This window comes from Quadrisphaera setariae (genome assembly GCF_008041935.1).
GTDB classification, from domain to species: domain Bacteria; phylum Actinomycetota; class Actinomycetes; order Actinomycetales; family Quadrisphaeraceae; genus Quadrisphaera; species Quadrisphaera setariae.
The window spans coordinates 395,345-412,653 of record NZ_VKAC01000002.1; the positions used below are offsets into that span (position 1 = coordinate 395,345).

The 17,309-nt window shown below is 76.2% G+C and carries 17 protein-coding genes; 9 read left to right on the top strand and 8 right to left on the bottom strand.

All coding sequences use genetic code 11. The annotated features are described in order from the left end of the window. The first annotated feature begins 16 nt into the window (after nt 1-16). Both FMM08_RS05075 and FMM08_RS05080 read left to right on the top strand, forming a co-directional pair. Nucleotides 17-1,375 carry an MFS transporter gene (locus tag FMM08_RS05075; RefSeq protein WP_187279546.1) on the top strand — a complete coding sequence of 453 codons (1,359 nt, stop codon included), beginning with the start codon at nt 17-19 and terminating at the stop codon, nt 1,373-1,375. A gap of 10 nt (nt 1,376-1,385) precedes the next feature. Further along, on the top strand, nt 1,386-4,115 hold the full coding sequence (locus tag FMM08_RS05080) for a PEP/pyruvate-binding domain-containing protein (protein ID WP_222710414.1): 2,730 nt from the start codon (nt 1,386-1,388) through the stop codon (nt 4,113-4,115). A gap of 2 nt (nt 4,116-4,117) precedes the next feature. Here the strand turns inward: FMM08_RS05080 and FMM08_RS05085 are convergent, their stop codons facing one another. Then, nucleotides 4,118-4,711, bottom strand: a complete 594-nt coding sequence (locus FMM08_RS05085; RefSeq protein WP_147925232.1) for a hypothetical protein — start codon at nt 4,709-4,711, stop codon at nt 4,118-4,120. Between the two features lie 80 nt (nt 4,712-4,791). Here FMM08_RS05085 and FMM08_RS05090 point away from each other — a divergent pair, with 80 nt between their 5' ends. Next, nucleotides 4,792-6,012: a DUF418 domain-containing protein gene (locus tag FMM08_RS05090; protein ID WP_222710415.1), complete on the top strand. Its 1,221-nt coding sequence runs from the start codon at nt 4,792-4,794 to the stop codon at nt 6,010-6,012. Here the strand turns inward: FMM08_RS05090 and FMM08_RS05095 are convergent. Next, nucleotides 5,985-6,935 (bottom strand): tetratricopeptide repeat protein, encoded by a 951-nt coding sequence (locus FMM08_RS05095; RefSeq protein WP_147925234.1) that lies wholly within the window; start codon nt 6,933-6,935, stop codon nt 5,985-5,987. The two genes, FMM08_RS05090 and FMM08_RS05095, sit on opposite strands and share 28 nt — an antisense overlap. Continuing rightward, nucleotides 6,844-7,392, bottom strand: a complete 549-nt coding sequence (locus FMM08_RS22855; RefSeq protein ID WP_187279563.1) for a hypothetical protein — start codon at nt 7,390-7,392, stop codon at nt 6,844-6,846. The genes FMM08_RS05095 and FMM08_RS22855 overlap by 92 nt, the downstream gene beginning before the upstream one ends. Nucleotides 7,393-7,648: 256 nt before the next feature. On the opposite strand from FMM08_RS22855, the gene FMM08_RS05100 reads away from it, so the two are divergent. Further along, nucleotides 7,649-8,533 (top strand): transglutaminase domain-containing protein, encoded by an 885-nt coding sequence (locus FMM08_RS05100; RefSeq protein ID WP_222710416.1) that lies wholly within the window; start codon nt 7,649-7,651, stop codon nt 8,531-8,533. 249 nt (nt 8,534-8,782) lie between these two features. On the opposite strand, the gene FMM08_RS05105 is transcribed toward FMM08_RS05100, so the two are convergent. From FMM08_RS05105 to FMM08_RS05120, 4 genes are all read right to left on the bottom strand, one after another. Continuing rightward, on the bottom strand, nt 8,783-9,217 hold the full coding sequence (locus FMM08_RS05105; protein WP_147925235.1) for an SRPBCC family protein: 435 nt from the start codon (nt 9,215-9,217) through the stop codon (nt 8,783-8,785). A gap of 7 nt (nt 9,218-9,224) precedes the next feature. Continuing rightward, nucleotides 9,225-9,803: a YbaK/EbsC family protein gene (locus tag FMM08_RS05110; RefSeq protein ID WP_255472062.1), complete on the bottom strand. Its 579-nt coding sequence runs from the start codon at nt 9,801-9,803 to the stop codon at nt 9,225-9,227. Beyond that, nucleotides 9,800-10,333 (bottom strand): YbhB/YbcL family Raf kinase inhibitor-like protein, encoded by a 534-nt coding sequence (locus FMM08_RS05115; RefSeq protein ID WP_147925236.1) that lies wholly within the window; start codon nt 10,331-10,333, stop codon nt 9,800-9,802. The genes FMM08_RS05110 and FMM08_RS05115 overlap by 4 nt, the downstream gene beginning before the upstream one ends. Before the next feature lie 75 nt (nt 10,334-10,408). Then, on the bottom strand, nt 10,409-10,615 hold the full coding sequence (locus tag FMM08_RS05120) for a hypothetical protein (protein WP_147925237.1): 207 nt from the start codon (nt 10,613-10,615) through the stop codon (nt 10,409-10,411). A gap of 77 nt (nt 10,616-10,692) precedes the next feature. On the opposite strand from FMM08_RS05120, the gene FMM08_RS05125 reads away from it, so the two are divergent. The 3 genes from FMM08_RS05125 to FMM08_RS05135 all read left to right on the top strand — a co-directional run bounded on the left by FMM08_RS05125 (nt 10,693) and on the right by FMM08_RS05135 (nt 14,202). After that, the gene (locus FMM08_RS05125; RefSeq protein ID WP_222710417.1) at nt 10,693-11,379 is read left to right on the top strand and encodes a DedA family protein; all 687 of its coding nucleotides are present in this window, start codon (nt 10,693-10,695) and stop codon (nt 11,377-11,379) included. A 65-nt stretch (nt 11,380-11,444) separates the two neighbouring features. Continuing rightward, a complete protein-coding gene (locus tag FMM08_RS05130; RefSeq protein ID WP_147925238.1) occupies nt 11,445-12,344 on the top strand; it encodes a diguanylate cyclase domain-containing protein in 900 nt (299 codons plus the stop codon). A gap of 43 nt (nt 12,345-12,387) precedes the next feature. Continuing rightward, nucleotides 12,388-14,202, top strand: a complete 1,815-nt coding sequence (locus tag FMM08_RS05135; protein ID WP_147925239.1) for a DEAD/DEAH box helicase — start codon at nt 12,388-12,390, stop codon at nt 14,200-14,202. Nucleotides 14,203-14,328: 126 nt separating this feature from the next. Here FMM08_RS05135 and FMM08_RS05140 read toward each other — a convergent pair whose 3' ends face one another. Continuing rightward, nucleotides 14,329-15,102 carry a metal-dependent hydrolase gene (locus FMM08_RS05140; RefSeq protein WP_147925240.1) on the bottom strand — a complete coding sequence of 258 codons (774 nt, stop codon included), beginning with the start codon at nt 15,100-15,102 and terminating at the stop codon, nt 14,329-14,331. Between the two features lie 243 nt (nt 15,103-15,345). On the opposite strand from FMM08_RS05140, the gene FMM08_RS05145 reads away from it, so the two are divergent. Next, a complete protein-coding gene (locus FMM08_RS05145; RefSeq protein ID WP_147925241.1) occupies nt 15,346-16,581 on the top strand; it encodes a sensor histidine kinase in 1,236 nt (411 codons plus the stop codon). Next, a complete protein-coding gene (locus tag FMM08_RS05150; protein WP_147925242.1) occupies nt 16,578-17,261 on the top strand; it encodes a response regulator in 684 nt (227 codons plus the stop codon). The genes FMM08_RS05145 and FMM08_RS05150 overlap by 4 nt, the downstream gene beginning before the upstream one ends. Nucleotides 17,262-17,309: the final 48 nt, after the last annotated feature.

Genomic DNA, 17,309 nt, shown 5'->3' on the forward strand with positions numbered 1-17,309 from the left:
CCGTAGCGTCGCTGAGGTGAGCGACGCCGCCGCACCCTCGACCACCGCAGCCGCCCGACGCGCGGCGCGGAGCCGGCGGGCGCTGCTCGTGGCGCTCGGGGTCGACAACCTCGGCTCGGGGCTGGTGCTGCCACTGGTGCTCGTCTACACCACCACCGTCGTCGGTGTGCCGCTGGGCACAGCCGGCCTGCTCGTCACCGCCGGCACGGTGGTGGGGCTGCTCGCGCCACCTCTGGCCGGAGGCCTCGTGGACCGCGTCGGGCCGAAGGTCGTCGTCGTCGCCAGCCAGGCCCTGCAGGCCGCGGGCGTGCTGGTGTACCTGCTGGCCGACGGCCCCGGCGCCGTGCTGCTGGCCGCCGCGCTCGTGGCCGCAGGGACGCAGACCTTCTACTCCTCGGTCTTCGCCCTCATCGCCGACGTCGCGCCCGAGGGGCCCAAGGACCGGACCTTCGCGGGGGTGGAGGTGGTGAGGTCGACGGCGTTCGGGGTCGGGGCGCTCGTCGCCGCGGTGCTCCTCTCGCGGTTCGACGGGGCCGACGCGCCCGTGCTGCGCGGGGCGCTCGCGCTGGACGCCGCCTCGTTCGTGCTCTGCGCGGGGCTCCTGCTGGCGTTCGTGCACCCGGTCCGTCACCACGCTGCCGCCACGGCCGCCGCCACGACCGCCGCCACGACCGCCGCCACCGACGACGCCCAGCCGGGAGCGGGGCCGGAGACCGGAGCCCTGTCCGACAGCGCTCCGGTCTCGCGGACACCGCCCTCGGTGCTGACCAACCGGCCCTACCTCGCGCTCATCGCGGTGACCGCCCTGCTGGCACTGCCCAGCGACTTCCTGCTGGTGGGCATGGCCGTGTACCTGCGCGAGCTCGCCCCCGGCTCGGAGTGGGCGGCCGGCGCCGGCATCACCGCGCTCACCGCCACGTCGCTGCTCACGGTCACGGTGGTCCGCCTCACCGGGCACTGGCCGCGCACCACCTCCATGGCCCTCGGCGGCTCCTGCCTGACGGCCTGGGCGGCTCTCTCCGCAGTGTCGATCTGGCTGCCCGCCAGCTGGGTGGGCCCGTGGGTGCTGGCGTCGATGGTGCTGCTGGCCGGCGGGAGCCTGCTGTTCGGCTCGCGCGTCAACGCGCTCGCGGAGGCCGCGGCCCCGCAGGCCTCCCGCGGGCGGCACCTGGCGGCGTTCCAGTACGCCTTCACGGCGGCGGGGCTGCTCGCGCCGCTGCTGGTCTCGGCGATGGCGGTCGGCCTGTGGCTGCCGTGGCTGGTGGTCGGTGCGGCCGCAGCGCTGGGCGCCGCGGTCATCCCGCTCGTGGGGCGCCGGCTGCCGCAGCACGCGGTCCGTCCGGGGGGACTCGTCGAGGCGCCACCGCAGGAGTAGACCGGTTCCCGTGAACGGGTCCTCCTCGTCGGCGCGCTCGGCAGCAGCAGCGGCGGCGGCCCGGGTGGTGCCGCTGCGCGACCTGCGTCGCACGGGCGTCGACACCGCCGCTGCTGGTGGCAAGGCGGCCACGCTCGGCGACCTGCTCGCGGCGGGCTTCCCCGTGCCGCCCGGCTTCGTGGTGCTGACCGACGCCTACGAGGAGCTCGTGGCCGGAGCGGGCATCGAGGCGCAGATCAGCCGGCTCGTCGCAGCGCGCGGTCCAGCAGCCTCCGACGACGTCCGCGCCCTCTTCACCACCGCGCCCGTTCCCGCCGACCTGGCCTACGCCGTCGTGGGCGCCTGGCGCGACCTGGGCTCGCCACCGGTCGCCGTGCGCTCCTCGGCGACCTCGGAGGACCTCGCCGCTGCCAGCTCCGCGGGTCAGCAGGACACCTACCTCGACGTCCGCACGGAGGAGGCGCTGCTCGCGGCCGTCCGCGACTGCTGGGCGTCGCTGTGGACCTCCCGCGCCATCGACTACCGCGCCCACCACCAGCAGAGCGGGCGTCTCGCGCTCGCGGTGCTGGTGCAGCACATGGTCGGCGCCGACGCCGCCGGCGTCCTCTTCACCGCGGACCCGAGCACCGGCCAGCGCCACCGCGCGGTCATCAGCGCGGCGTGGGGGCTGGGCGAGGCCGTGGTGTCGGGGACGGTGAGCACTGACGTCGTCGTCGTCGACACCGCCCGCAGAGCGGTGGTGAGCAGGACGACGGCGGACAAGCAGGTCCTCACGCGCGCCCGCGGCTCCGGGGACGGCGGGACGACCGAGGACCCCGTGCCCGACCACCTGCGCCACCGCGCCGTGCTGACCGACGCCGAGGCGCTGGCCCTGGCCGAGCTGGGCCGGCGGGTGCAGGAGCACGTCGGCGTCCCGGTCGACGTCGAGTGGGCGCGCGACACCGCTGGGGCGCTCGTGCTGCTGCAGGCCCGCCCGATCACGGCGCTGCCCGCGCCGACGGGGGACGTGCCCACCGACTGGGCCGTGCCGGTCCGCGGGGGCACGTACTGGCGGGCGAGCATCGTCGAGCAGCTGCCCGACCCGCTGACGCCCCTGTTCGCCGACCTCGCCGGGGTGGCCGTGCCGCGGTCGCTGCGGGCGCTGGTCGACCAGGCCCTCGGCGGCAGCCCCTTCGACGACGACATCCGCTTCCTGACGGTGAACGGCTACGCCTACTACTTCTTCGCCAACGGGGCCTTCGCGCGGATGCTGGCCGCGACGCCGCGGGCCCTCGTGTGGCTGGCGCGCGGGGAGGCGCACACCGGGGTGCGCGGCTGGCGCGAGCGCGGCCACCCGCTCTACGCCGCGCAGGTGGCGGCCTGGGCGGCCCGCCGCGAGGACGAGATGACGCACGCGGAGCTGCTGGCCGCTGCGGCCGCGCTGCTCGAGGCGGGCACCACGTACTACACGGCCGTGCAGTCGGTGGTGCCCGCGGCGGTGCTGTCCGAGGCGGTGTTCCGCGCCGTCTACGACCGGCTGGTCCGGCGCGACGGCGACCCGCCGTCGCTCGACCTGCTGCTCGGGCTGGACAGCGCCCCGATCCGCGCGGAGCAGTCGCTGTGGGACCTCGCGGAGTGGGCGCACCGGCACCCGGCGGTCGCGGTGGCCCTGCGCGCGGGACGGGTCCCGGACGACCCGGCCTGGCAGCAGCTGCTCCACGACCACCTGCGCCGGCACGGTCACGTGCTCTACAGCCTCGACGTCGCAGTCCCGGTGCCCGCCGACCACCCCGAGCCGCTGCTCGCCGCCCTGCGCCAGTACCTCCAGGGCCACGGCGCCGACCCCCACGAGCGCCAGCGGCGGGCAGCCGAGCACCGGGAGGCGGCGACGGCGGCCGTGCTGGGACGGCTCGACCCGCTGCGCCGTGAGGTGCTCGTGCGGATGCTGCGGACCGCCCAGGAGGCGGGCGCCGCGCGCGAGGACGCGCTCGCCGACATCGGCCTGGCCTGGCCGACCATCCGGCGCTTCCTGCGCGCGTCGGGCCGGCGGCTCGAGGCCGCCGGGGTGCTCGACGACGTCGAGGACGTCTTCTGGCTGCGGCTCGCCGAGCTCGAGGCCGCTGGTGCGGGCGACCGCACACCGCTGGGCGACCGCGTCGCGGCGCGCAAGGAGGTCTGGCGCGGCCAGCGGCTCGCCACGCCGCCGCAGCTGCTGCCGCAACCCCCAGCGTGGCTGCGGCGGTCGCTGGTGCGGGCGATGCCGGGCGGCGACGAGGCGCAGACCGGGCCGGTGGTCCGCGGCGTCGGGGCGAGCGGCGGACGCGTCACGGCGGTGGCGCGCGTGCTCAGCGGTCCGGAGGACTCCGCGCGGCTCCAGCCCGGCGACGTGCTCGTGGCGCGGATGACGACGCCCGCGTGGACGTCGCTGTTCGGACTGGCCTCCGCCGTCGTCACCGACGTGGGAGGGCCGCTCTCGCACAGCTCGATCGTGGCGCGGGAGTACGGCATCCCCGCCGTGCTCGGCACGGGCGTGGCCACGCAGCGCCTGACCGACGGCGCGCTGGTCACCGTGGACGGCGACGCCGGCACCGTCACCCTGCTGCCCTCCGACGGCGGGCAGGACGGGGACGACGACGAACGCGTCGCCCCCGGGGAGGCGCGCCGCGGTGCCACGTGGTCGCGGTCGCGTGCGCTGCTGCTCGCGGGCGCGGCGGCGGTGGTCGTCGTCGCGCTCTGCACGAGGCGGCGGGTTCGCCGCTGAGGTCAGCGGCCGCTCCGCCGGTCCCGCAGGCCGCGGTTGCGGAGCTCGCTGACGATGCGGGCGGCGTTGTCCGCGGGCGTCGTCGTCGTGGTGTCGATCGTGAGGAGGTCCCCCGCCGGAGGCTGGAAGAGCCTCGTGGTGAGGCGGTGCCCTCGGTAGCCCTCGGGGTCGGAGCCCTTGCGCAGGGCGATCCGGTCGGGGGTGTCGATGCGGCTGACCTGAGCGTCGACATCGCACTCGATCATCACGGCCAGGAACAGCGAGCCGCGGCGGTGGGCGAGCGAGCGGATGCGCTCGTAGGCCGGCGCGGCGCTGGGCTCGTCCTCGAGGACGTTGGTGAACACGAAGCTCGTGGACGGCGGCGCAAGGTCCTCGACGGCTCCGAGCACGGCGTCGCGGATGGGGACGACGCGGTCCCAGACGCCCTCCGGCAGGGGAGCGACGCCGTCCCACTGGAGCACCTCGAGCACCGGCCGGTTGATGAGGGCGTTGTCGACGAGCACTCCGCCGAGCTGCGCGGCGACGTGCCCGCCGACGGTCCGCGTGCCCGTGCCGGGGTAGCCGAGCATGAAGACGACGGCGGCATCGGCGCTCACGCGCACCAGGGTGGGCGGCGCTCGCTGCGCGGCGCCAGCGGGTTTCCGACGTCCTTCCCCCCTGTTAGAGGGTGGACGCCGTGAGCAGCCCCCTCCCGACCGCCGAGCGCTCCCTCGCGCCCGACCTCGCCCGCGGGCTGGCGCTGCTGGGCATCGCCCTGGCCAACGCCCCCGTCCACCTGTCCGGGCTGGCGCTCGGGCCCGGCGGACGCCCCGTCGAGGCGGGGCCTGCGGATCGCGCGGTGGACGCCGTGATCGGCCTCTTCGTGGACAACCGCGCGTTCCCGATGTTCACCGCGCTGTTCGCGTTCGGGCTGGCGGTCATGGCACGGCGGGCCTGGACGCGCGGTGCGCCGTGGCCGCAGACCCGCGGGGTGCTGCTGCGCCGGTGCTCGTGGCTGGCGGTGTTCGGGCTGGTGCACGCGCTGCTGCTCTTCGACGGTGACATCCTGCTGACGTACGGCCTGCTGGGGCTGGCGGTGGTGGCCCTGTGGCTGCGGGCGTCTCTCCGGGCGCTGCTGTGGTGGGGCGGTGCGTCGCTGCTGGTCTTCGCCGCCTTCTCCGCCCTGGACGGCACCTCGGTGGCCGGCGGCGACGACGCCCTCTTCGGCCTCTCGGCGCAGACCTACCTCGGTGGGCTGGGGATGCGGGCCGTCTCCGTGGGCGGCCTGGTGGTGATGGCCCCGCTGCTCGTCCTCTACCTGCTGCCGCCGGCGGTGCTGGGGCTGCTCGCGGAGCGCCGCGGGGTGCTCACCCACCCCGGGCAGCACCTGCCGCTGCTGCGCCGGGTGGCGGTGGTCGGGTTCGCCGTGAGCGTGGCCGGTGCGCTGCCGCTGGTGGCGGCCTCGCTGCAGGTGGTCTCCTGGCCCGGCTGGGCCGACGCGCTCGCAGGGGCGCTGCACGGCCTGACCGGGCTGGCGGGCGCGATGGCGTTCCTCGCCGGGGTCGCGTGGATCGTCGCGGTGCGGCGCCCGTCCGGTGTGCTGGCCGGAGCGCTGGTGGCGGTCGGGCGCCGGTCGCTGACCTGCTACCTCCTCCAGAGCCTGGTCATGGCGCCGCTGCTGGCGCCGTGGGGCCTCGGGCTCGGTGCGGGCACGGGCACGGCCGTGGTGTCCGCCGTCGCCGTCGCGACCTACCTGCTCACGGTGGTGGTCGCGGTGGCCCTCGAACGCGCCGGGCGGCCCGGGCCGGCGGAGGCGCTGCTGCGCCGGCTCACTTACGGCCCGCGCCGAGAGCGCGTCGCGGACACCGGCGCGGCCGTCCGCCCTGTCGGTCAGGACGCCGGGACCACCGGCTCCTGAACGCGGCGCCGCGCACGGCGGTGGGCGCGGCCGAGCTGCCGGCGGTGGTCGCGGCGGAGCTCCCGCAGGTTCTCCGCCGCCAGCGCGTCGCCGCCCCGCACCCCGCGCCGGAGCGCGTCTTCCGCCTCCAGCAGCCGCCCCTGGTCGCGCAGGAGCAGAGCGAGGTTGTTCCAGGCGGACAGCTCGTCGGCGTCGGCCGCCGCGCGCAGCACCTGCTCGGCCCCGGCGACGTCGCCGCGGTCCTCCTCGAGGAGGAGGGCCAGCGTGATCGAGCAGTCGGTGTGGCCGTCGGCGTGGCCGGTGCGCAGCAGCGACTCCGCCTCGTCCAGCTCACCCCGGTGTCGCAGGACCCTGGCGAGGTCGGCGCGGGCGTCGCCGTCGACGTCCACGGCCTGCCGCAGCAGCGACTCGACCCGTCCGCCCACCTGGACGGCGCCGAGGTCGTGGTCGAGGTCCTGGAGCATCCACACCGCCAGCTCACCGGCCGACCAGGCGTCGCCAGCCGCCGCTGAACCCTCCAGCAGAGCCCGCGCGCCGTCGGCGTCGCCGAGGCTGCGCCACACGTCCGCCAGGCACATCGCCGCCCGCGGGTCACCAGCCTCGCGGGCGCGCTGGTACGCCTCAGCTGCACCGGCGAGGTCGTCCAGCTGCCGGAGGGCGTGACCGAGGTTCAGGACCGACTCGGTGACCCCGGCCGCTTCCGCGTCGGTGAAGGCGCGGACCGCCTCCTCGGTGCGTCCGAGCTCCCGCAGGGAGTTGCCCAGCGCGTGCAGCGCATCGGCGTACCCGAGCTCAGCGGAGCGGGTGAAGACGACGACGGCGCGTCCGTGCTCACCGGCCTCGGCGAGGTCGTAGCCCACGCAGTAGAGGTCGGAGCCCTCGTCGTCGTCCTCGTCCTGGTCGGCGGTGCTCTGGGTGATCACGGCCGGCCATGTTGTCCGGCCGACCGGCTCCCGTCCACCAGTTTCCGTTGCGGCTCCCGACGGCGGCCAAGGTGGGGAAGGCCCAGTGCTCCGGGCCGCGCGGCGACCACAGCGCCTTGTCGAGCTGCAGCACGGACCGCAGCTCCTGCAGCTCGGTCTCCTCGACAGGGGTGTGCGTGAGCTGCTCGACTCCCAGCTCGAGCAACCGCGCCTCGTTGAGCTGGCCGGTGGCGTGGAGGCCGGTCAGCAGCTCGCCGGTGTCCAGCCGCCACAGCCCCCACTGGATCCCGACGCGTGAGGCCAGGTGGACGACGACGGACTGCGCACCGTCGACGGCCGTGATGCGCCTGGCGGACAGGAGCGTCCACGCGTCAGGGGTGTCGACCACCACCGAGGGAGGCAGCTCGACCGCGATGCGCCGCAGGCGGCGATCGACGAGGGGGTGCTCGAGCACCATCCGGACCAGCCGAGCGCCGACATCTGCTGGACTCCTCCGCCGACGGGCCACCCTCCGATCATGGCCCGCGCCGGGCCTTCGTGAGCGCGCTCTGACAGGCGCCGAGGGAGGCCAGGACGTGCCGGGCGACCAGCAGGTCGGTGGCCGACCCGCCTCCGAGGTCGTGCCGTGTCGTGAGGGTCGGCAGCGGTGGGGCTCCACGGCTGAGGACTCCTCAGCCGTTGACACGGCGCGCACGCCGCGCCGAAGGTGGCGCGTGCTGCCGCTCGAGCGCTTCGCCGTCCACAGCGCCTACAGCGACCCGGGCGCGTTCGCGCACCGGTTGCGGGAGCTTCCCGACGACGTCGACGCCGTGTGCGCTGCCGCTCGCGGCGCCATCGCGCACTACCGCGCCGAGCTGCCGGACCTCCCCGAGGAGCGACGGCACGAGGTCGACCTGCGCTGGCTCGCCCGCACGCTCGCCCTCGACGCCCAGCGGCACCCGGAACCCCTGACCGTCGCTCGCCCTCTCGAGCAGCGCGTCGCGGGGTGCTGCCGGGACCACGCGCTCTTCGTGGTCGGGGCGCTGCGGGAGAAGGGCGTGCCCGCGCGCTCGCGGGTGGGGTTCGTCGACTACTTCTCACCCGTGTACCACCACGACCACGTGGTGGTCGAGCACCACGACGGCGAACGGTGGGTGCGGACCGACCCGGAGCTCGACGGCGACGCCTGGCCCTTCGACCCCCGAGACCTGCCCACCGGTGCTGGCGCCCCCTTCGTCACCGCGGCCGAGGTGTGGAGCGGCTACCGAGCGGGTCAGGTCGACGCCTCGCTGTTCGGAGTCTTCCCGGGCTCGCCGTTCGCCGGGCCCGAGTTCGTCCGCGGCTACGTCGTGTTCGAGGTGGCGCACCGCTTCGGTGACGAGCTGCTGCTGTGGGACGACTGGGGTGCGGCGGGCGACACCGTCCGGCCCGGTGAGGCGCACGCGCTGGTCGACGAGGTGGCGGAGCTGCTGCTGCGCAGCGACGGCGGCGACGCGGGCGCTGAGGAGGAGCTGGCCGCGCGGTACCGGCAGGACGAGCGGCTCCACCCAGGACGGTGGGTGGTGCAGCACTCCCCGTACGGAGGCGACGACGTCCGGGTGGACCTCCAGGCCCGCTGACTGACGGTCCGAGATCGCACCGACCGGCCGGGGTCTGCCCACTGGGCAGGCTCAGGTCCGGTGGGCAGGCTGGAGCCCGCTTCCGGCGCCGGAAGCGGACCTGTGGCTCCCCACCGGCACTGAGGCTCCCCACTCCGGTGCGACCCCGCCTCGCTGGTGGGGCACGTACCAGCGGCGGGGGAGGTCGTACGCGCGCGACTTCCTTGATCGTGCAGGGCGGGGGGCGGGGCGGCGGCGCAGCCCAGCGGGTCAGGGGAGGGCGACGAGGCGGCGCAGAGCCAGAGCGGCCGCGGGGGCGTACGCCAGCACCACGGGCGCCGAGCCCTCGATGGCGAGCGTCGTGGTGGAGCCGCCGTCCACGCGGCCGCTCAGCGAGACGCCGTGCTCGAGGCGGAGCCGACCGAACCGCCGCAGTGCGCCCGGCAGGTGCGCGAACAGCGCGTGCGTGGGGGTGACGCGCCAGGTCCAGCGGCGGGCGTCGTCGTCGACGTCCTCAGCGGTGAAGTCCAGCCGCAGGCCTCCGTGGCCGCGCACGACGCCCGTCGTCCCGGTGGTCAGCCGGGTGGTGCTCGCGGTCACGGACGCGATCTGCGGAGACCACGTCGGCCACAGCGAGGGGTCGGCGTACCGCTCCCACGCCAGCGGCGGGGGAGCGGCACCGGTGACCGCGAGCTCGCGCCTCATGCCGACATCACGAGGGGAGGGTGACTCCGAGGCCCTCGACGACCTCGACACCGGGCAGCTGCGCCAGCAGCGCCCCGGGCAGGGCGATCTTGGACCGGCGCACGCCGGAGCCGATGACGGCGACGTCGACCTCCAGCACGCCCGCGTCGACGAGCACCTGCCACTCGGACGGCAGCCCGACCGGCGTGATGCCGCCGAACTCCATGCCCGATCCGGCGACCGCGCGGTCGTGGTCGAGGAAGGACGCCTTGCGCGCGTCGAGGCGCTTGCGGACCAGGCCGTTGACGTCGGCGCGGGTGGTCGCCAGCACCACGCAGGCGGCGATCCGCTCGGTCTCGCCGCGGCGCCCGGCCACCACCACGCAGTTGGCCATGATGGACGCCGGGGCGCCCGTGGCCTCGACGAGGGCGGCGGTGTCGGCGAGGTCGGGGTCGATCTCGGCCACCAGCACCTGCTGCGCCGCCCCGCCCCAGGCCTCCAGCGCTGCCGCGACGGGCGGGGCGAGGAGGTCGGTGCGGGTCAGCGCGGGCACCCACGCAAGCCCACCGGGACCGGTCACCGGCTGGTCGGACACCGCAGCGCTCACCCGGCCACCTGGTACGTCGGCGTGAGCGTGGCCCGCGCGATGGTGTGGAACAGGGCGGTGAAGTGCACCACGGTGGGAGAGGCGGAGGCGTCCAGGCCCAGGTCGTCGGTGTCGAGCGCGTGCACCGCGAAGACGTAGCGGTGCGGCCGGTCGCCCGGGGGAGGAGCGGCACCCGTGAAGGCGGCCCCGCCCACGTCGTTGCGGACGGCCGTGCCGCCGCCGAGCTGCACGCTGCCCTCGTCGCCGGCGCCGGTGGGCAGCTCGGTCACGGAGGCGGGGACCCCGAACACGGTCCAGTGCCAGAAGCCGGCCGGGGTGGGGGCGTCGGGGTCGAAGCAGCTCACCACGAACGACTTCGTCTCCGCGGGGAACCCGCTCCACGCCAGCTGCGGGGAGGTGCTGCCGCCCTCGGCGGAGTGGCGGTCGGCCATGGGCTCACCGTCGGCGACGTCGGTGCTGGTCAGGGTGAACGACGGCACCTGCGGCAGCTGGCCGTAGGGCTCCGGGGCGAGCGGGCGGTCGAGGTCCACGGGTGGTCTCCTCCGGGCTTCTTCGGGGGTCTCGAGGCTGTCAGGACGATCGTGCGACGCGTCCGGTGGCGGTTCTCAGCGGGGGTGGTCCTGCGACGGGGAGCCGATGCGCGGCTCCTGCGCCGGACCGTGGTGGCCCTCGGCGTCGTCCACCACCTCGTCGGCGCCGTGGCCGGGCAGGGCCGCGGTGGCGTCCGCGGAGGGGTCCTCCTCGGAGGCGTCGAGCTGGCTGGCCACGCCGAGCGGGTCCTGCTCGGCGAGCTGGTCGGGGTCGCTGGTCACGCCGACACTGTGCCGCGCGGGTGCTCGGGTCGCACTCCAGCGGGTCCGCGAGGCCGACCTCACCTACCGTGGGTGCGGTGATCACCGTTCTCGCCACCGCCTCCGCCGACAGCGCCTCCGCTGCCAACGGGCTGACGGGACTGTCGGGGTGGGTCGCCGACGTCATGGACGCCCTCGGGTGGCCCGGCGTCTTCCTCCTCACCCTCCTGGAGACGGTGTTCCCGCCCATCCCCAGCGAGGTGGTGCTGCCGCTGGGCGGCTTCCTCGCCTACGACGGGCGCATGAACCTCGTGGCGGTGTTCGTCGCGGCCACCGCCGGCGGCGTGCTGGGGGCGTACCTGCTGTACGAGCTCGCCCGGCGCATCGGGCAGCGCCGCGCCATCGCGCTGCTGGCCAAGATGCCGCTGGTCGACGAGGACGACGCCGACGCCGCCAACCGGTGGTTCCGCCGCCACGGCCGCTCGGCCGTGTTCTTCGGGCGCCTCATCCCCGGGGTGCGCAGCCTCATCTCGCTGCCGGCGGGTGCGGCGGAGATGCCGCTGGGGCAGTTCCTCATCTACACGAGCGCCGGCACCGCCCTGTGGAACGCGCTGCTCATCGGCGGCGGGTACGCCCTGGGCTCCCAGTGGGACCGCGTCTCCGGCTACGCCGACGTCTTCGACAAGGTGGTGATCGGTGCCGTCGTCGTGGCCGTGGCGCTGCTCGTGGTGCGCCAGGTGCGCAAGCACCGCGCCAAGCGGACGGCGGCAGCGGGCACTCGCTGAGGTGAAGACCGCCGCCGTCGCGGCGGAGGCGTTCAAGGTGGCGCCGCTGGTGCCGATGGGCGGGAGTGACCTGCCACCGCGACGGCGCCCGCCACTGCGCCTGCACTCCCGAGCTCGCCGCCCTCGAGCCGCGGCTGGAGCTGCACACCCTCGACGCCCGGGCCCACGCCGCCCTGAAGATCCTCGCGTCCCCGCTGGCCGTGGAGGTGCTGCGCGTGGCGCAGACCACCTCCGTGGTCCGCGGTGACGTCGGTGCGCTCCTCGAGGCCGCTGCTCGCTCTCTGCCGGCGGCGCCCCTGCTGGACCGCAGGACCGGCGGGGCCGGCCGCTCGGCGGTGCCCGGCGAGCACGTCGACCCCACCGCGACCCTCCCGCACCGCGCTGAGCTCATCGGCTCGCTCCAGCGCTCGCTCGACCACCAGCGCCCCGGCACCGCCACGGCGCTGGTCTTCTGCGGCGTCGGAGCCGGCGACGGCGACCTGCCCCCGTCCGTGACGGCGGCCGTGGCCGCGCGCATCCGCAGCCACCTGCGTCGCAGCGACCTGCTGGCCCACTGCGGGCGCGGGCGATTCGTGGTGCTGCTGCCCGACGTCCCCGCCCACAGCGGTGAGGTCGCGGCGGCGCGCATCGTCGGTGCGGTGCGCGGCTCGCTGAGCGAACCCGTGGCCACGCAGGAGGGGCTCTACCCGCTGCAGGCCGTGGTCGGCTCCCTCGTGCACGCCCCCGCCGAGGCCGAGGCCGGTGCCGGTGACGACCACGCCGTCGACCTCACAGCCGTCGACGGTGGTCAGGTCGACGCCGTCGCAGAGTTCGAGGCCGAGTTCGACGTCGAGTTCGCCGCCGAGTCCTCGCAGGGCTCGCCCGAGGCGCCGACGGACGGCGGCTGGGCCGAGCGCGTGAGCGCCGCCGACCTGCTCGCCGCCGTGGAGAGGGCGATGGACAGGGCCTTCGCTCCGCGCACCTGAGGCGGCGGACGGGAGCGGCCGCGACCTGCGAGAGGATGGGGGCGTGAGCTCTGCCCCCACTGGTACGTCGCCTGACCACTCCTCAACTCCCTCGTCGGACCGTTCAGCGGACCGCTCCGTCGACGAGGCGCCAGCGTCGTCCACGCGCTTCGCCGACCTCGGGCTCGGCCCCGAGCTGCTCGCGGCGCTGAACGACCTCGGGTACGAGGAGCCGACGCCCGTGCAGGCCGAGGCCGTGCCGTACCTGCTCGCCGGCCGGGACCTGCTCGGCCAGGCCGCCACGGGCACCGGCAAGACGGCGGCGTTCGCCCTGCCGCTGCTGCAGCGCCTCGCCGACGCCAGCCGCTCCGGTGAGCCGGCCGGCAAGGGCCCCTCGGCGCTGGTGCTCGCCCCCACGCGAGAGCTGGCGCTGCAGGTGGCCTCCGCCACCGAGTCCTACGGCACCGGGCTGGGCGTGCGGGTGCTCGCCGTGTACGGCGGCGCGCCCATCGGCGGGCAGCTGCGCGAGCTGCAGCGGGGGGTCGACGTCGTCGTCGGGACCCCCGGCCGCGTGCTCGACCACCTCTCCCGCGGCAGCCTCGACCTGTCCGGCGTGAAGACCGTGGTGCTCGACGAGGCCGACGAGATGCTCGACGCCGGCTTCCAGGAGGACATCGAGGGCATCCTCGAGCGGGCCCCGCGCGACCGGCAGACGGTGCTGTTCAGCGCCACGATGGCCGGGCGCATCGAGCGGATCGCCCGCACCCACCAGACCGACCCCGTGCGCGTGGTGCTCCAGCGGGAGGTGCCCGAGGGCGGTGCGCCGCTCGTCGAGCAGCGCGCGCACGTGGTGCAGCGGGCGTGGAAGCTGCCGGCGCTGCGCCGCGTGCTCGACGTCGAGGCACCCGCCGCCGCCATCATCTTCTGCCGCAGCCGCGGCGAGGTCGACGAGCTCACCGAGTCCCTCAACGGCCGCGGCATGCGCGCCGAGGCGCTGCACGGCGGCATGAGCCAGGACCAGCGCGACCGGGTCATGGGGCGCCTGCGCGCCGGGGTCGCGCAGCTGCTGGTGGCCACCGACGTCGCCGCCCGCGGCCTCGACGTGGAGCAGCTCACCCACGTCATCAACTACGACGTGCCCGCCTCCTCCGAGGCGTACGTGCACCGCATCGGCCGCGTGGGCCGCGGTGGCCGCTCCGGCGTGGCCATCACCATCGCCGAGCCGCGCGAGGCCCGGTACATCGGCGGGCTGGAGCGCGCCTCGCGCGGGTCCATCGCCGTGGTGCCGGTGCCGACGGCGGAGACGCTGCGGGAGCGCCGCGCGGAGCGCACGGCCGCCGCGCTGGAGGCCGCCGACGTCGACGGCGCGGCGCGCGAGCTGGCCGCCAAGCTCACCGCCGAGCGCGACCCCTCCGAGGTGCTGGCGGCCGCGCTGGTGCTGCTGGCGCAGGCCAGGGGCGAGAAGGCGGACGAGCCCGACGTGCCCGACGCGTCCTCGGGCCGTCCGCTGCGCTCCGGTCCTCGTGCCGGGGCCGAGCGCTCCGCGCGCCCGATCGGCGGCGCCCGCGGTGAGGGGCGCCGCGCGCCCCACGGCCGGCCCGCGGGCCCGGCCGGCGCCGGCCGCAAGCCGCGCATCGGCGGGGAGGTCTCCCGTGTGTGGGTGGGCCTGGGCCGCCAGGCGGGCGTGCGCCCGCAGGACCTCGTCGGCGCCGTGACGGGCGAGACCCGCCTGGACGGCGGCGAGGTCGGCGCCATCGAGGTGCACGAGCGCTACAGCATCGTCGAGGTGCCCTCGGGTGCCGTCGACGACGTGGTGACCGGTCTGCAGAGCGGCCTCATCCGCGGTCGCAAGGTGCGCGTGCGCCCTGAGCGGTTCTGACGGAGTGCGCTTCTGACGGGGCGCGCTGCTGACGTCGGCGCTCCGCCACGCACGGGGGCCCCGCTCCGGTCGATGTGACCGGGCGGGGCCCTCGTCGTCGTCCTGGTCCGCTGCGCGGAGAAGGGGTTACGGAGACGTGTGCGCGCTGGTCAGCACGGGCTGTATCACCGGCACCACGTAGCCCTGCAGCGGCGAGAACACCACCACGAGCACGATCGCGGCGATGCCGAACATCGTGGCCAGGACGTGCTCCGGCTTGGCGCCCGTCTTGAACAGGCTGGCCGAGAGGCGCACGGAGTGCCCGCCCACCCACGTCAGCGGCACGGGCACGCCGCCGACGGTGAGCCAGTCACCGAGGATGTGGACGACGACGCCGCCGGCCACCGCGTACGGCAGCCACTCCAGCGCGTGGTTGGCGGTGCCGGTGACCCACCAGGCCCCGGCCACGGAGATGACCAGGTTGCCGATGACCGTCTGCTCGACCTTGCCGGGGATCACCACGTGCAGCGCCTGCAGCGCGAGCCCGATGCCGAGGGCGATGACCGCCATCGACGCCCAGGGGTCGTGCGACGCGAGCACCGTGAGCAGGCCGAAGATGGCGGGCGCCAGCAGGAGGTCGTGGGTGCCCTGCCGGTGTCCGCCGGCGATCTTGCCGACCACGCTGGCGAGGGTCGTGGTGATCGGCCCCCACATGCGCGCGACGGTCGAGCCGGTGGCGCTGGGCATGACACCGCGCCAGTGGATGCCGCCCTGGTCGAGGTCGGGCAGCATCGCGAAGCCGCCCCAGGCGGCCACCCACGCGATCTGCTCGACGGGCCCGGTGACCCCCACCTGCCCGGCCCACGGCAGCGTCGCCGCGCCGGCGGCCAGCCCTGACATCGCGTGCGAGTGACCCAGCACCCGTCTCGCCTCCCCGCTGTTCGGTCGTGCCGCCGGTCGAGCGACCGGACGGCACCCGGCGTCACACGCTAGTCACGGACGGTCGTCGGTGTGTCGGCGGCGCGCCGCGGTGGTCGCGGGCGGGTGCTGCCTGCGGGGTCGGGTGGGGGAGAGCGGCGGAAGGGCGGGTACGCAGCGCGGCGTACGGGCGGCTGCGCTCCCAGGACGACGACGGCGGGCGCCCGCGCTGGCTAGCGTCGAGCGGTGACCCCCGCGACCCCGCGCCAGGAGCTGCGCCGGGCGCGGCTGCGGCTCGTGGCGCCGGCGTTCGCGACCGCCGTCGTGCAGGTGGTCGGGTCGCGGTTCGCGGCGCTGGCGAGCGGCGCTGACCTCCTCCACGGCGCGGCGCTGCTGCCCCTCCTGCCGCTGCTCCTGGCCGGGCCCGCCGCGCTGCTGGTCCGGCGGCGCCACCCGCACGCGGCCCAGGGCGTCGCGGCGGCGGCGATGATCGGGTGGGTCGCGGTGACGCAGGTCAACGGTCCCGTGTGGCTGGCGCTGGCGGTGGCCACGGTCAGCGCGGTGGCCGGGTCGCCGCCGGGCCCGGCGGGTGCCCGGCAGCGCGTCACCGCGTACGCCCTGCTCAGCGGGGCGTGGGCCCTGGTGTGGCTCGGGCTGCCGGTCTGGGGGCGGCTGTCCGTGCCGTGGCAGGCGGTGGCCGGGTCGCTGGCGTGGCTGCTCGTCGTCGTCGCGGTGGGCGAGGGCGTGCGCGCCCGGAGGGCAGCGGCTGCCGACCGCCGCCGCCAGGCCCAGCAGGAGGCGCTGGCCCGCGAGGAGGAGCGGCGTCGCCGCGCCAGCGACGAGCGCCTCGCCGTCGCCCGCGAGCTCCACGACGTCATCGGCCACAGCCTCTCGATGATCACCGTGCAGTCCGGGGTGGCGCTGGAGCTCATGGACGGCCGCCCCGAGGTCGCGCGCGAGGCGCTCACCGCCATCCGCGCGGCCAGCCGCGACGCGCTCGTGGAGGTGCACGGCGTGCTCGCCTCCCTGCGCGGGGACGGCGCCGACGGTGAGCGCCAGCCCCGCGGGCCCGCCCCCACCGTCACCGACCTCGAGGCGCTGCTCGCCCGCCCCCGCGCCGCTGGCCTGCGGGTCGAGGCACAGGTGGCGGGGGACCTCGACGGGCTGCCCGTCGCGGTGGACCTGGCCGCGGCCCGCATCGTGCAGGAGGCGCTGACCAACGTCGCCCGGCACGCCGGCGGGTCGGCGGCGCGGGTGGTGCTGCGCCGCGAGCCGGACCGGCTGGTCGTCGTCGTCGACGACGACGGACCGGCGGCCCCCGTGGCCCCGCCGACCGGAGGCAGCGGGCTGCCCGGCATGCGCGAGCGGGCCGCGGCGCTCGGCGGGCGGCTGAGCGCCGGACCGCGCGAACCGGTCCGCGGGGCGGGAGGCTGGCGGGTGGAGGCCGAGCTGCCCACGGCCCGTGAGGAGGTGGGGTCGTGACCGTCCAGGTGCTCGTCGCCGACGACCAGCAGCTGGTCCGCGCCGGCTTCGCCGCCCTCCTCGACGCGCAGGACGGCATCGAGGTGGTGGGCCAGGCCGACGACGGCGAGCAGGCCCTCGCCCTGGCCCGCGAGCTGCGCCCCGACGTCGTCCTCATGGACGTCCGCATGCCGCGCCTGGACGGGATCGAGGCCACCCGGCGCATCACCGCGGACGCCGCGCTGGACGGGGTGCGCGTCGTCGTCCTGACGACGTTCGAGCTGGACGAGTACGTCTTCGACGCGCTGCGCGCCGGGGCCACGGGCTTCCTGGTCAAGCACACGGAACCGGCGGAGCTGGTGCGGGCCGTGCGCGTGGCCGCCGCGGGCGACGCGCTGCTGAGCCCCGGCGCGACGCGGCGGCTGGTGGCGGAGTTCGCGGCCCGCTCCGCGGCGCCGCCCACCGGCGCCGGGCCGCGCGCCGCCGCGCTGGACGTGCTCACGGCCCGTGAGCGCGAGGTGATGGCGCTGGTGGCTGAGGGGCTGTCGAACGAGGAGCTCGCTCAGCGGCTCGTGCTGAGCCCTGCGACCGCCCGCACCCACGTGGGCCGGGTGCTGGCCAAGCTCGGGGCCCGCGACAGGACGCAGCTGGTGGTGCTCGCGTACGAGACCGGGCTGGTGCGCCCCGGCTGGCAGGGCTGACGCGTACGCGCGCAGGCGCACCCGAGGTGACGCGTCCCGGCTGACGCG